General features: G+C 68.7%; 12 protein-coding genes. 5 read left to right on the plus strand and 7 right to left on the minus strand.

From position 1 onward, the window contains the following. The 4 genes from AC0685_RS33155 to AC0685_RS33170 are packed head-to-tail and all read left to right on the plus strand — an operon-like array spanning position 1 to position 5,038. Positions 1–1,383, plus strand: a complete 1,383-nt coding sequence (locus AC0685_RS33155) for a class I adenylate-forming enzyme family protein (protein WP_478229110.1) — start codon at positions 1–3, stop codon at positions 1,381–1,383. An 18-nt stretch (positions 1,384–1,401) separates the two neighbouring features. Then, positions 1,402–2,601 (plus strand): cytochrome P450, encoded by a 1,200-nt coding sequence (locus AC0685_RS33160; protein ID WP_478229111.1) that lies wholly within the window; start codon positions 1,402–1,404, stop codon positions 2,599–2,601. A gap of 19 nt (positions 2,602–2,620) precedes the next feature. Continuing rightward, positions 2,621–3,574, plus strand: coding sequence for an aldo/keto reductase (locus AC0685_RS33165; RefSeq protein ID WP_478229112.1), 954 nt, complete (start codon positions 2,621–2,623; stop codon positions 3,572–3,574). 18 nt (positions 3,575–3,592) lie between these two features. Next, complete coding sequence (locus AC0685_RS33170) at positions 3,593–5,038, plus strand: carboxylesterase/lipase family protein (RefSeq protein ID WP_478229113.1); 1,446 nt, start codon at positions 3,593–3,595, stop codon at positions 5,036–5,038. Between the two features lie 154 nt (positions 5,039–5,192). On the opposite strand, the gene AC0685_RS33175 is transcribed toward AC0685_RS33170, so the two are convergent. The 7 genes from AC0685_RS33175 to AC0685_RS33205 form a co-directional block, all read right to left on the minus strand. Beyond that, the gene (locus AC0685_RS33175) at positions 5,193–6,269 is read right to left on the minus strand and encodes a Gfo/Idh/MocA family protein (protein WP_478229114.1); all 1,077 of its coding nucleotides are present in this window, start codon (positions 6,267–6,269) and stop codon (positions 5,193–5,195) included. Between the two features lie 38 nt (positions 6,270–6,307). After that, complete coding sequence (locus AC0685_RS33180; protein ID WP_478229115.1) at positions 6,308–6,589, minus strand: acyl carrier protein; 282 nt, start codon at positions 6,587–6,589, stop codon at positions 6,308–6,310. Positions 6,590–6,599: 10 nt separating this feature from the next. Next, the gene (locus tag AC0685_RS33185) at positions 6,600–7,976 is read right to left on the minus strand and encodes a condensation domain-containing protein (RefSeq protein WP_478229116.1); all 1,377 of its coding nucleotides are present in this window, start codon (positions 7,974–7,976) and stop codon (positions 6,600–6,602) included. Positions 7,977–8,002: 26 nt separating this feature from the next. After that, entirely contained in the window at positions 8,003–9,163 is a 1,161-nt protein-coding gene (locus AC0685_RS33190; protein WP_478229117.1) for a 3-deoxy-7-phosphoheptulonate synthase, read from the minus strand. Continuing rightward, a complete protein-coding gene (locus AC0685_RS33195) occupies positions 9,160–10,158 on the minus strand; it encodes an FkbO/Hyg5 family chorismatase (RefSeq protein ID WP_478229118.1) in 999 nt (332 codons plus the stop codon). Before AC0685_RS33195 ends, AC0685_RS33190 begins: the two co-directional genes overlap by 4 nt. Positions 10,159–10,317: 159 nt before the next feature. Further along, the gene (locus AC0685_RS33200; RefSeq protein ID WP_478229119.1) at positions 10,318–10,749 is read right to left on the minus strand and encodes a type II 3-dehydroquinate dehydratase; all 432 of its coding nucleotides are present in this window, start codon (positions 10,747–10,749) and stop codon (positions 10,318–10,320) included. Between the two features lie 2 nt (positions 10,750–10,751). Further along, entirely contained in the window at positions 10,752–11,909 is a 1,158-nt protein-coding gene (locus AC0685_RS33205) for a galactosyltransferase-related protein (RefSeq protein ID WP_478229120.1), read from the minus strand. Positions 11,910–12,254: 345 nt separating this feature from the next. Between AC0685_RS33205 and AC0685_RS33210 the strand changes: the two genes are divergently transcribed. Then, the gene (locus AC0685_RS33210) at positions 12,255–13,364 is read left to right on the plus strand and encodes a ParB/RepB/Spo0J family partition protein (protein WP_478229121.1); all 1,110 of its coding nucleotides are present in this window, start codon (positions 12,255–12,257) and stop codon (positions 13,362–13,364) included. Positions 13,365–13,366: the final 2 nt, after the last annotated feature.

Below are 13,366 nucleotides of genomic sequence, written 5' to 3' on the forward strand. Positions count from 1 at the left end.
ATGACGATGACCATCGAGCAGGTGCTCGCCGACGTCGGGACAGCCCGGCTCGTCGTGGACGACGTCGAGTGGTCGGGCGAAAGCCTGCTGCGCGCGGGGACCCTGCTGGCCGCCGAGATCTCCCGGCGGTTCGGGGGCGCGCGGATCCTGGCGACCTCCACCGCGAACCCGGCCCTGATCGTCACCGCGGTGTCCGCAGCCGGCCGGCTGCGCGTCCCCGTGCTGCTGCGTGACCCGGCGGCCAACGGCACGTTCGACGCGGCCGACGTGCTGATCAGCGACAAGCCGTCGTCCGGTCATCCGGTGACGCTCGGCGGAAACCTCGCTTGTCACCTGGAGCGTCGCGTCGAAGAACCCGCGACGGCACTGCCCGCCACCCTGCCGGGGGACTCGATCCTGTTCCAGACCTCGGGGTCGACCGCCGCGCCCAAGGCGGTGGTGAAACCGGTCGACGCCGTTCTCCGTGACGCCGTCCGGATCACGGGCTCGCTGCACGGCGACGGCTCTCCGGACGGAATCGTCTGTGCCGCACCGGTCTTCCACTCCTACGGGTTCACGCACGGGCTGCTCGCCGGACTGCTGGCCGGCGCGAAGACCACCTATCGTGCGCCTTCGTCGCTGCCCCAGTCGCTCGTGAAGGCCGTGGCGCGCACGGGCGCCGGAACACTCGTCGCGCTGCCGAACCACGTCCACATGATCGCTGCGGCCGGCTCGCTCGACTTCACCGGTTTGAGGCAGACGGTGTCGGCCGGTGCCCCGCTGCGGCCGGAAGCAGTGGCCCGAATCTGCCGCGACCACGGTTTCCGCCTCCTCAACGCCTATGGGGCGTCCGAGGTGGGAACGATGGCGATCGCGTCCTTGAAGGAGACGTCGGCGCCGGGGAGCATCGGCACGCCGCTGGACGGTGTCGACGTCCGGATCGGGCCGGGGGAGGGCGAACTGCTCGCCCGGAACGACTCGTTCGCCGCAGGCTATCTCACCGAAGGGGAGATGCGTCCGCTGCCCACCGAGGACGGCTGGTACCGCACCGGTGATCTCGCCGAACGCGATGCGGACGGCCTGCGCATCACCGGACGGCTCGGCGATCTGATCAACATCGCCGGCCGGAAGACCCGCCGCTCTCGGCTGGAGGCCGTCCTTTCGGCGCATCCGGACGTGGTCCAGGTTCAGGTGATCGTCGCCGAAGACAAGGTGCGAGGGGAGTTCCCGGTGGCGAGGGCCGTGGTCGAACCCGGGCACGAGCGCCCGGACCTCCTGGGCTGGAGCCGTGACCGGCTCGACGCCTTCGAGGTGCCGCGGCAGGTCGAGTGGGTGGACCGACTGCCGCAGACCTCGACCGGGAAATTGATCTACGCGCCCCGTACTGAAGACGTAGACCGTTGACGTTGGGAAGGACGAAGCATGTCGAGCATTGATGAGGCCGCGGCCAGAGGCGACGTCGTCGACCTCTGCGAGGCTAAGGAAGAGTTCTACCGCGACCCGCACGCCGTCATGAAATCCCTGCAGGAGGCCGGGCCTGTGCACAAGGTGCGGTTGCCGTTCGACCTGCCCGCCTGGCTGGTCGTCGAGGCCGAGGCGATCCGCGAACTCCTCTTCGAGACGACGCTGGCGGCCGGCCCGCGCTTTCTCGGGGTCGCGCATCCGGACGGCGGCGGCAATTCGACACTGGGGATGCTCACCTGCGACGAGCCGCGGCACGGTCAGCTGCGCCAGACGGTCGCCGGTGCGTTCAAGCCCAAGGTCATCGCGCAGATGGTGCCTCGGCTCGAAGAGATCGCCGACGAACTGCTCGGCAACCTCCACGAGGGCGAAGAAGTCGACATCGTCGAAGCGTTCGCATACCGGTTCGCGCTGGAGATGATCATCGAGATTGTCGGGGTGCCGCTGGTCGACCGCACCCTGTTCCGACACTGGACCAACGAAACCGTGACCGACGGCGACGACTCCGACGCCATCACGGCGGCGCGGGAACATCTGGAGGAAGTGCTGCGTCGGACCTTGCGCGACGGTGACGGCAGCAGCCTCGCCGAACGCATGGCGAAGGCGGAGGGACCCGACGGCGCGCCCCCCATGTCCTTCGACGAACTGGTCTCGATGGTGTACCTGCTGCTGATCGCCGGTCACGAGAGTTCGACCAACCTGATCGCCAACACGCTCGTGACCGTGCTCGAATCGGAAGAACTGACCGGCAAGGTCCTGGCCGGGAGCGTGGACTACGAGACCCTCGTCGAGGAATCGCTGCGGTTCGACACGCCGCTGATGATCTCGACGAGCCGGGTCACCACTTGCCCGGTGTCGGTCGGCGGGAAGACGATACCCGGCGACGGTGAGATGATCTTCTTCTCGTGGGCGGCGGCAGAGCGGGATTCCTCCACAATGGACAACCCGGACGAGTTCGATCCCCATCGCAAGCGCAGCCGGACGCTGGCCTTCGGTGCCGGTACGCACTACTGCCTCGGTGCGAACCTCGCCCGGCTGGAGGCCGTGGTGGCGTTGAGGGAACTCTTCACGCGGTTCCCCGGTATGCGGCTGTCCAGGCCGCCGAAGCGGTGGGCCAGCACGGTGACCCGCGGGGTCGAAAGCCTGTTCATCCGCCTTTAGGCACGGAGGAGGGAAAGCGATGGTGGACACCGAGAAACGGCCGCTCGGCCGGACCGGGCTGACCGTGTCCCCAGTGACGGTGGGCGCGGCGGGCTGGCGGCATTGGGCGGACGGCTCCGGGCCGACTCGCGCGCGGTCCGCGGAAGTGCTGCGCCGCGTGGTGAGCGACGGCCGGATCACCGTGGTGGACACCTCGAACAACTACGGCGAAGGGGAGAGCGAGCGGCGGATCGGTGGTGTGCTGGCCGAACTCGGCGGCATGCCACCGGGTTTCCTGGTGCAGACCAAGGCGGACCGGCATTTCACCGGCGACTTCTCCGGTGCGCGGATGCGCGAGTCGATCCGGGAAAGCCTGGACCGGCTGGGCCTGGACCGGCTGCCGGTGTGCTACCTCCACGACCCGGAATACGCCGCGCCCGGCGAGCTCCTCGGGCGCGGCGGGGCGGTCGAGGCCTTGCTCGCGGTCAGGGACGAAGGTCTCGTCGAGCATCTCGGTGTCGCCGGTGGCCCGACCCCGCTGCTGTGCGATCTGGTGGCCACCGGTCATTTCGAGGCCCTGATCACCCACAACCGCTGGACGCTGGTGGACCGGTCGGCGGACAAGCTGCTCGACCTGGCAGCCGAACGCGGTCTCGGGGTGTCCAACGCCGCGCCCTACGGCGGTGGGCTGCTGACGGCCTGGCCGCTGGAGCGCAGCCACTACGCCTACCGGGAGGCTCCGCCCGCTCTGCTGGCGGCGGCCGACGGGATCGGGCGGCTGTGCGCCGAAGCGGGCGTGCCGATCGCCGCGGCGGCGCTGCGGTGGTCGCTTCGCGATCCGAGGATCACGTCGACGATCGTCGGCGCGGCGAGTATCGCCAGCTATGAGCGAACACTGGCGTTGAGCGAAGTGGTGATCGAAGACGCGCTGATGGCGGAGATCGAAGCGGTCCCGCTCGATGAAAGCACCTGGCAGGACGGTCCCGCCGCGTGATTCCGAGGGAGGAATGGGATGAGCAACCGGCCACGCGCCCGGGTCACCACCGGGCTGGTCGAGGGTGAAGCACTGGACGGGATCTGCGCCTTCCGGGGTATCCCGTTCGCAGCTCCGCCGGTCGGCGCGAACCGGTTCACCGAGCCCCGGCCGGCGGCGCTTTGGGACGGGGTACGCGATGTCACCGAGTTCGGCACCGCGCCGCCCGGCCCTCAGGCACCCACGGCCGGCGACGAATGGCTGACCCTGGCGGTCTGGACTCCGGATCCCGGTGCGGGCGGGCTGCCGGTGATCGTCTGGATCACCGGTGGGGCGTATCTGCAGTGCACCACCGCGAATCCGCATTTCGACGGGACGAGGCTCGCCCGTGGCGGCGCCGTGGTGGTCAGCGTCAACTACCGCGTCGGTGCCGAAGGGTGGGCCCATGTCGAGGGCCATCCGGACAATCGCGGGCTGCTCGACCAGGTCGCCGCGCTGCGCTGGGTGAAGGACAACATCGCCGCTTTCGGGGGCGATCCCGGCAACGTCACGGTGTACGGCCAGTCGGCCGGCGCCGGTTCGTGCGCCGCCCTGCTGGTGATGCCGAGGGCGGCAGGGCTGTTCGACCGCGCCGTTCTGCAGAGCCTGCCCGGTACGTATCTCACGCCGGAGCTGGCCGCCGACGTGACCGAGCACATCCGCGCCGAGACGGGCGTAGCGGAGCTCGCCGACGTCGATCCGTCGCGGCTGCTGGCGGCCGTGATGGCGGTCAGCGAACGCATGGACCCGCGGTGGGGTCCCGTCGTCCACACCCCGACCCCGTTCTCCCCGGTGGTCGACGGCGAGATCCTGCCCGTCGCCCCCTGGGAGGGGCTGGCCGCGGGGGCGGCGAACCTGGTCCCGCTGCTGCTCGGTCACACCCGTGACGACGCCAGGATGCTCGCCGCCAGGCTTGGTCCCGCTGAAGACGCCGCGGTGGAGGAGCTGGTCGCCACCCTCGCGCCGACCGTGGACGCGGACCGTTACCGCGCGGAGTTCCCCGGGCTCGACGCGGCCGGGTTGCGGGAAATCGCGCTGGGGGACTGGCTGCTGCGGATGCCGACGCTGCGCCTGGCCGAAGCTGCGCGAGCGGGTGGGGCACCGGTCTGGTTTTCCGAGCTGTGCTGGGGTTACGGGCCGGAGGGCGCCTGCCACATGCTGGACGCGTCACTCGTCTTCGGCACCACCGACGTGTCGGGCGATGTCACGAGCGCGGGTCCCGCCGCGGTCGAACAGCATCGCGTGCTTTCGGAGCTAATGCGCGCCGAGTACCTCGCGTTCGCCGCGACCGGCGATCCCGGCTGGCCCTCCTTCGAACCGCGTGGGCGCGCCACCCGGATCTACGACACCACGCCTTCGGTGCGGCCCTATCCCGAAGAACGGTCCGCCGCTGTCTGGCGTGACCATCGATTCGGTGTCGTGGACCTGGTCCGGACCGACGCCTGATTCCCGGCTCCGAAGTACGTGAAGGCCCCTTTTCTTGCGCTAGGCGTAAGAAAAGGGGCCTTGAACGGTTCGGAGGCCATCGGCAAGTTCTGTTCATGAAGGAATCGGGACACTCGACGTCCCGATTCCTTCATGAACAGAACAAAGGGAAGCTTCAGCCGCCCGATCTCGGAGCACCGGCCGATCGGTAGAGCCGTTCGATGACGTCGATCGTCCGGATCACTTCGGCGGTGGCCGCGCCCCGCTGTGCCGGATCGCTGAGCAGCGCCGGGAGATGGTCGAGCTGGCGGCGGTATTCCGTACCGCGGGCCTCTCGCACCGTCTCGATCGTCTTGGCCCGCCCGTCGCGGTGGAGCACCAGGGAACTGTCCACGCCGTTCGGGCTGAGACCGAAGGTGCAGGTCAGCTCGGCACGGGCGTCGGCCCCCTCGAGGACGACGCGGGTCACATCGCGCGCGGCGTGCGAGGCCCAGGCCGCGCTGACGCCGAACAGCGGCCCCCCGTCCAGCGCCAGGACGCCGCGAACGGTGTCCTCGACGTCCTTCGGCGCGATCTCGCGCAACGGACCATCGGGTGAGTCGCCCCGCCACGTCGCTTCGGCGCCGGCCCGCGCGAGGAAATCCGTCGACACGGCGCCGATCGTGTGCGTCACCCGCGGCCACGAAAGCATCCGCATGCCGAGGGTGATCAGGTGCCAGCCCAGGTCGACGAGCGCCCCGCCACCCGCCCGGCGGCGTTCGGTGAACCAGCTGCCGGGGGCGGGAACGCCGGCGGCCCGGATCCACGACAGGTCCACCGAACGGAGCGGGCCGAGGTCCGGTAGGAGCTCGCGCAGGGCCACGACGTCCGCGCGGTACCAGGCCGCGGTTCCCGAGAGCATGCGCGCCCCGCCCGTCCGCTCCGCGGCCGCCAGCGCCGCCGCCTCCTCCGGGCTCACGCAGACCGGCTTCTCGACGAAGGTGGGGATTCCCCGCTCCAGCAACGGGATCGCGGTGGAAGCGTGCAGGTGGTTGGGCGTCGCGACCACGGCCAAGTCCACCTCGTCCGCCCCGAGCTCGCCGGGATCGCGCAGCGACCGTGCAGCCGGGAACCGGTCCGCGGCCCAAGCGGTGGCGGCCGGGTCCAGGTCGTGCACGGCGACGACGGTGAACCCCGGATGGTCCAGGATTCTCGGTGCCCAGAGCTTGCGGACGGCCCAGCCGAGGCCGATGAGAGCGAGGCGAACCTCCATGGTGTCCCTTCCCTGAGAAGCGTTCTCGTCCGGCCTGGTCAGCGCGGCCTGCCGCCCAGCAGGACGATGCTTTCCGCCAGCGAGCCGATCGAGCCCGCGCTTTCGATCGCGTGGTCCTGATCGGCAAGGTCGACGCCGAATGCGTCCTCGGCCTTGGCAAGCAGCTGGACGATGGCGATCGAGTCGAACCCGGCGAAGTCCGTGAGCGAGGTGTCGTCGTCGAGCGCGGACTCATCGCAGCCGGGCACCAGCTCCACCACCCACGCGGTCAGCCGCCGCGCGACCGCGGCACGATCGGCGGGTTCCGTCTCGTTGATCATCTGAGGCCTCTCAGTCGGTTTCGGTGGCTTGGGAAAGGGCGAGCTTGAACGCTTCGACGGCGGGGACGTCCCGGTGCTCCGAGAGCTGCGCCAGCGCGAAGTGCTCCATAGCGAGGAGGACCTCCTTAGGCTCGGCGAACGGCAAGAAGCACCGGTCGAGCATCAGCTGGGGGGCGGGGCCGCCCTCGCCGTTGCGGATCTCGACGTGGAATTTGTCGTCGTAGTAGTGCAGAACCTGCGGCGGCCCGACGATGGTCCTCGGTCGGAGCGCGTGGATCTCGAGATCGGACAGCAGTTTCTGCGGCCTTCTGGTGACCGCGGTGTCACGGAAGTCGTTGTGCATGGCGTCGAATTTGCCCGGCGGAATGACCTCCGCCAGCTGTTCCATGCGGTACCGGCCCATCGAGTAACCGCGGATGCTCGCGGCCATGGTGCGCCGGACGACCTCGTCGAAGACCGCGTCGCCGATCTCCACATCGAAGGCGCCCGACTGTGCCATGTTGCCGATATAGCGCTTTTCGGCCTCGGTGAACCGGTTGGAGATCATGCAGCGGATCGCGCTGTCGGACCGGCCCGAAAGCATCGAGACTACCGTCGCCGACATCGCCGCGTAAACGGCGGGCGAAGTGACCTTGTTCTGGACGGCGATCCGGTCGAACGCGGCGCCGAGCGCGGGCGAGCACATGGCGACGCGCACCCAGCGCGGCTCGCGGTCGGCGGATGGCGCCGTCGGGAAGTTCGTCACGTCGACCCGTTCCCCGAACCGCCGCCACCGCTCGATCGTGCGTTCGTTCCGCAAGACCCCGCTCGGGCCGGTCTCCTCCAGCGCCTGCGCCACGGGGGTCAGTGGCGGTCGGTCTTCACCGTAGTGGCCGTCGCCCGCCAGCCGCGCGGTGAACTCCTCGTGGAGACGGTTGCGCGCCAGGCCGTCGATGGACAGATGCGACACGACGACCAGGAGCCAGGCCGGGCGCTGTCCGAAGTGGACGACGCCGAACCGGGCGGGGAGCCCGCGGTCGACGTCGAACGAGTGGTCGGCGAACCGGGCGAGCAGGTCGTCGAGGGGCTCCTCCGGGTCGTGGTCCAGCCGGACCTCGTACTCGCCGGAGCCGAGCACCTCCTGCCTGCCCGCCCCGTCGGCCGCGTCGAAGTACCGGGTCCGCAGCGATTCGTGCCGCACGACGACGTCGCGGATCACGGCGAGGACGTCGTCGAGCGCGAGGCCTTCCGGGATCTCGACCCGGCAACTGACGTTCAGGTAGGCGTCGTGCGGATGGAACATCTTGACCGCGCCCCAGATCCCGAACTGGGACCAGGTCATCGGCGCGACGGCGCCTGCCAGGCCGGAGAACCGGACCGTCGCCGGCGTGGGAGACGAGGTAGTCATTTGCGGGTCGACCTCCTGGTGGGATCTCAGATGGTGGTGAGGACGTCCGTGAACCGTGCGACGAGCGCGCTGGCCTGACCGGGATTGAGGCGGGGATCGCAGGCCGATCGGTACCGGGCGTGCGGCGGCCCGGTCGCCAGCTCCGCGCCGTCGTCCACGCATTCGCTCACGTCGTCGGGGGTGATCTCCAGGTGCAGCCCGCCCGGATACCGCCCGTGCCGGTGGAGCACGGCGCAGAACTGCTCGACCTCGTCGGCCAGCCTGCTCAACACCCTGGTTTTGAGCCCCTGGGCGGAGCGGACCGTGTTGCCGTGCATGGGATCGCTGAGCCAGACCACGTTCGCCGCGTGGTCGTCGAGCCCCCGCACGATCGGCGGCAGCCGCTCGCCGATCGTGTCGGCGCCCATCCGGACGATCAGGCTCAGCCGTCCCGGCGGGCGGTTCCACGTCAGCCGTTCGACCAGGGCCAGCACTTCGGCCGGGTCGGCGTCCGGTCCGACCTTGACCCCGATGGGATTGACGATCCCGTCGGCGAAGGCGATATGCGGCCCGTCCACCGCGCGGGTGCGTTCGCCGATCCAGACCATGTGCGCCGACGACGCGTAGACCTCGTCCCGGACGGGGTCCGTACGCCTCAAAGCGTGCTCGTAGTCCAGAAGCAGCGCTTCGTGGCTGGTGTACACCACCGGGCCGGACGCGAGGGTCTGCAGCCCCCGCGCGGCGTGCGCGTAGGCCAGCAGCAGCCTGCGCGGGTCGGGGCGCCTGCCCTCCGCGGTCGGGGCCAGGTCGTTGACCGCGTCACCGAGATAGACCGGGACCTCGACGTCACCGGCGCCGAGCTCCGCCTGGTGTGACCGCGGTTTGGCGTACTGGCCAGCCATCCGCCCGATCAGGACCGGCGTCCGGCCCGTGCGGTGCAGGTGCTCGCCGAGCCCGGCTAGCTGCGCGGTCTTGGCGCGGATCGTCTGCGGCGCCGAGTCGCTGAACAGTTCGGCGCAGTCACCCGCCTGCAGCACGACGCGTTCCCCGCGCGTGACGGCCGCGAGTTCGCCGGAGAGGCGGGCACACTCCTCCGCCTCCACCAGCGGCGGCAGCCTGCGCACCAGCTCGACCGTGTCGCGCAGAACCTCCGGTTCCGGCCAAGCGGGCTGGTGCGCCGCGCCGATGAAGTCCGATACCGCGGTCACGATCCTCCTCTCCGCACCTCGCCGGAGAACTTCATGGTGAGCACGCCTTCGACCTCCAGGAGCAGTTCGCCACGGCAGATGTCCACGTTGAACAGCTCGAGCGGCACCAGCGGCCCGACCTCCTCGCGGAGTCTTCGCCGGACGTGCGGTATATCGCTTTCGTGGCGCACGTAGGCCTTGAGCATGGAGAACGAATCGATTTCCACCTTGCCGTCGGTCTTCTCCGATACGTTCGCGAGGAGGATCCGAATGTTCTCGAGGGTCGTATCGCACTGTCCGTCGAGATCACCGACATGCGTCGACCGGTGCCCGATGATACTCGCCGTGCCGGACAGGAACAGTTTCTCCGACGACGGCAGCAAGGTGGCGCGGGCGAAGCTCGGCGAGCGTGGGCCGTATTCCCGGGGATAGCGGTGAGCGGGTACCTGCCGTGGGTTTTCGAAATGGATGGGCGCGCCGGACCGCTCGGCGATGAAGTAGACAGCCACGCCGTCGCCGCGTGAGCCGATCCCGGTGGCGGCGGGCAGGCCGGCGGACATGTCCGTGCCCGCCTCTTCGAACCCTTCGGCTCGTCCTTGGCAGAAGCCTCGGTAGACCTCCATGCCGTCGGCATTGGTGTGGTTGATGTCGGCGATGTGGTTCCACATGCGGACGAGGTAGGGATATCCGAGGTCGTGGAGCAGCGCCATCATCCGGCGGTAGACCGACCTGGTCGCCTCACGGTAGGTCTCCGCGGCGGGTAGCCGGAACGCGCCGAACAGATGCACGCCGTCATGACCGTAGACGATCCCGTCACGAACGCCGCTCGTCACCTCGAAAGCGCTCGTCCACACTTCGCGAACAGGTTTTTCCCGCCGTTCGCGCATCGCTATTCCGACCGTCGGGTGGCCCGCGGACAAATCCGGATTCCGGGATTGTCCGCCGAATTCGACGACGCCCAGTATTCCGCCGTAGTCCCGCAGAGGCTCGTCCGTAGAAACGGCAACATCGATCATCGGCGTCACTTTCGTCACAAGCATCTCACAGTGGCTTGTCGGAGCATTGCGAATGGTTCCGCTCCGCGAGTGAGAAGACCATCTCGCAGAACATTGTGCAGTGCAAATTTCGCTCGTCGTCGAGAAAGACGCGGCACGAACCGCGGATTCGGCCGGTCCTCAGGGGACCCGGTCCAAAAGGGCTTGCGCGGCGAGACGATAGCCGAGCGCGCCGAGACCGGCGATCACGCCACTTGCCAGCGGGGCGATCACCGACTCGTGCCGGAACCGTTCGCGGGCCCACACGTTCGACAGGTGCACTTCTATCCACGGCCGGGGATAGGCGGCGAGTGCGTCCCGCAGACTCCATCCGGCGATCATCAGCGCGCCGGGGTTCACGATCGCCCCGACCGTCCCGTACGCCTCCTGCACGGACCGCACCATCGCGCCCTCGCAGTCGTGCTGGACCGGGACCACCCGCCAGCCTCGCTCGGCCACTTCCTTCTCGACGGCGGCCTGGATGTCCGCCAGCGTGTCGGTGCCGTAGATCTCGGGTTCCCGCCGACCCAGGATGCCGAGGTTCGGTCCGTTGAGCAGAAGCAGTTCTTCCACGGTCACCTCACCGTCTGCGGTTTCGCGCGGAGCCTGCCGATTTCCCCGCCGTCGGGCCGGGTGCCCTGCAGGTGCTCGTTGAACATGGTCCCGTCGTCGCGGGTGGCCGGTGGCCGGGAATGGTTCAGATGGGCCATGACGAGGTCGCCGCGCCCGGTCCGGCCGTGCGCCGCCGCGAGCTCGTGGAACGCGTTGTCCTCGCCGCCCCAGCCCGCGTAGCGCTCGTCGTGACCGCCGATCGCGAGATAGAAATCGCGTCGTACGGCGAAACAGCCGCCGAAAAGGCCGTCGATGCTCAGACCCCGGGCGGCCGACCCGTCGATCCGGTAGGCGTCATTCGCTCCGGTGATGGCCGCGATGGTGCGCGTCGTCGACACCTCGTCCATCCAGGTCACGCGGCGATAGGGAACGAACATGTCGACGTCGTCCAGCCCCCGGAGCATCGCGTCCAGGACGTACCGGTCGACGAGCAGGTCCGCGTCGAGTACGCAGATCCGCTCGTGCGCGGACCTGAGCACCCCGGCGTTGACGCTCCACGATTTGTTGTAAGGACCGCTGTCTGCCACGAGGATGTGCGAGTCGTAGAGGGTTCGCGGGACGTCGCGCAGCCGGGTGTCGGAGTCCTGCTCGACGAGGGTCACTTCGATGTCGGGCGCTTCGCGGGCGGCGTCTCGCAACGCACGCAGGGCGATCGCGAGGTTCCGTGTCCTGTCTTCGGTCGACGCGCGGAACGGCACGATCACCGTCATGGCGTCTCGGCCGGTCACCGGCGGGGTGGCGGGGTCCGCGACGAACGCCCCGGTCGCCGTCCCGTGTCCGGGGGAAAGCCTGGTGCGGAAGACCAGCTGGTCGATTTCCCGGAACGACGCGGTCAGGCTGGGGTGGGCGCCGACGCCCGCCAGCAGCAGCTCCAGCCGGTCGAGCGCGACGCGGTCTCCCTCCTCTGCGGCGGCCGCCATCGCCGCGGCCTCCACCTCGGTCCGCTCGCCGGGGGACAACGAAGCGAGCCCTGCGTCGACGGCGCTTTCGAGGAGTGCGCGTTCGGACAACCAGCTGCGGTCGTTGAGCCGCCGTCGTGGATAGGCGAGCAGGACGAGGGCTTCGGTGAGATCGCGTGCCGTGGCGGTACCGGCCGGCCTCGGCGCAGTTCTTCCTGTCATTTGATCCCATCTTCGATTCGAAGTTCCGGCCCTTACCGGCGTGCTGGACCTGCCGGGCAGGGAACCCCGAGGCGAGATTCGAATTACCTTCGCGTTTCGGGGAAAGTCGATCTGCGGGACGTTTCGCGCAATGCCGACGACCGGTGGTGGTGTTCTCCTTCTACCAGCAGTACAGGCCCGGCCCAACCGTGCGGCCGCCCGGGCAACTGCCGCGAGTCCGCAGTTGAAGACCGACGCTCCCTCATGCAGGGGGCGTGGAACAGGCCTTTTCGTGACTACCCTGCGTAAAGGACCGGGGCAGAGGGAGGTCCAGACCAAATTTCCGCAACTGCTTGATCATGGTGGATGGCGCGCGGTAAGGTGCGAAATGCGACATCAACTGTTCTGACTGGGGGAACACTGATAGTGCATTCGTATGTTGATGAATGGGTGCAGTCGTCCGAATCGAAGGCTGCGGAAGAGAGACCAGAGACCGTACAGTCTGCCGTTGTCGATATAAAATCACTGCTTCCCGGGGAATCCCTCCGGCTTTCGGGTGAAGACCTCGACTACGTCAGTATGCTTGCCGAACTCGACCAGAAACTGCCGCCGATTCTCGTCCACCGGCAGACCGGAAAAGTGATCGATGGGATGCATCGCCTCCGCGCGGCAGAGCTGCGAGGCGATTCCACCATCGAGGTCACCTTCTACGACGGAGGATCCGAATCCGCGTTCGTCCACGCGGTGGAAGTGAATACCAAGCACGGCCTTCCGCTGACCAAGGCCGATCGTGAGTCGGCCGCGGAAAGAATCATCAGATTCTTCCCGCACTGGTCGGATCGCTCGATTTCGAAGATCGCCGGGTTGTCGGCGAAGAAGATCAGTTCCATCCGGGGCAAGGTGTCTCCGGATTCCGGAAACGCCAGGGCGGTGCGTATCGGGAAGGACGGCCGTGCGCGTCCGCTCGACAGTTCCGCGGGGCGGCTTCGTGCGGCCGAGTTGATCTCGGAGCGTCCGGACGCCTCGCTCAGCGAGGTCGCGAGGTCGTCGGGGATCGCCGTCGGCACCGTCCGCGACGTGCGGGACCGGCTCAGGCGCGGCGAGGATCCGATCCCGAAGGCGTACAGCAAGAATTCGCCCGAAGCGGATAAGACGGCCTCGGCCGAGGAACGCCGGATCGCTGGCGCGGTGGCCGCCGCGGCGGAGGCGTTGCAGGCAAAGCTCGGATCCGTCAGCGCGCTGCAGGCCCTGGAGCGCGATCCGTCGCTGCGGCTCAGCATCACCGGCAGGCGGATTCTCCGCTTGATCGGCGCGACGCATTCGATGTCGGCGCATCTGAACGGCCTGGTCGACTTCCTTCCCTCACATTGCACGAACGTCGTCGCCGACCTCGCCCGGAATTGCGCCGAGACCTGGGAACTGCTCGCCGGTGAGTTGGAGAAGCGCTGCGACACCCAGCTTGAGGCCAACGGATAGCC

It is taken from the genome of Amycolatopsis sp. NPDC043889 (genome assembly GCF_056435645.1).